Annotated in this window: 1 protein-coding gene; it reads right to left on the bottom strand. The window is 57.9% G+C overall.

The window, feature by feature from the left end:
• Positions 1-34: 34 nt before the first annotated feature.
• On the bottom strand, positions 35-302 hold a 268-nt coding region (locus HX869_RS31350; RefSeq protein WP_178904197.1), incomplete at its 5' end, for a hypothetical protein.

The following is a 302-nucleotide window of genomic DNA, read 5'->3' as shown; positions in this document are numbered from 1 at the left end:
CATAGCCAGCCGACCGCGACCTTTTCCGGTCCTCTCACAGCTTGTTTGCCCCGGTGAGGTTGATCTGGGTCGGATCGGGCAATTGCAGATCCTGCGCAGATTGCTGTGCTGCGGCTTGTCGCGATTGAACGAAGTTTTGGTATTTGGTCTGTGCGGCGGTAGCGCTCGCCTGCATGTCGTTGGCGTCGTTCTGGGCTTTCATCGAGGCCATGGTGTTGGCCAGCTGCATCTCACGCAGAACTTGCAGATTCGTTGCTTGTTGCTGCGCGCCAAGAGAGAGCACCTGATGCAGTCCTTGGACC

Source organism: Pseudomonas sp. P7779 (assembly GCF_013386315.1).
Classification (GTDB): Bacteria; Pseudomonadota; Gammaproteobacteria; order Pseudomonadales; family Pseudomonadaceae; genus Aquipseudomonas.
Note: the sequence above shows the minus strand (reverse complement) of the source record. Positions and strands in the feature narration are given on the sequence as shown.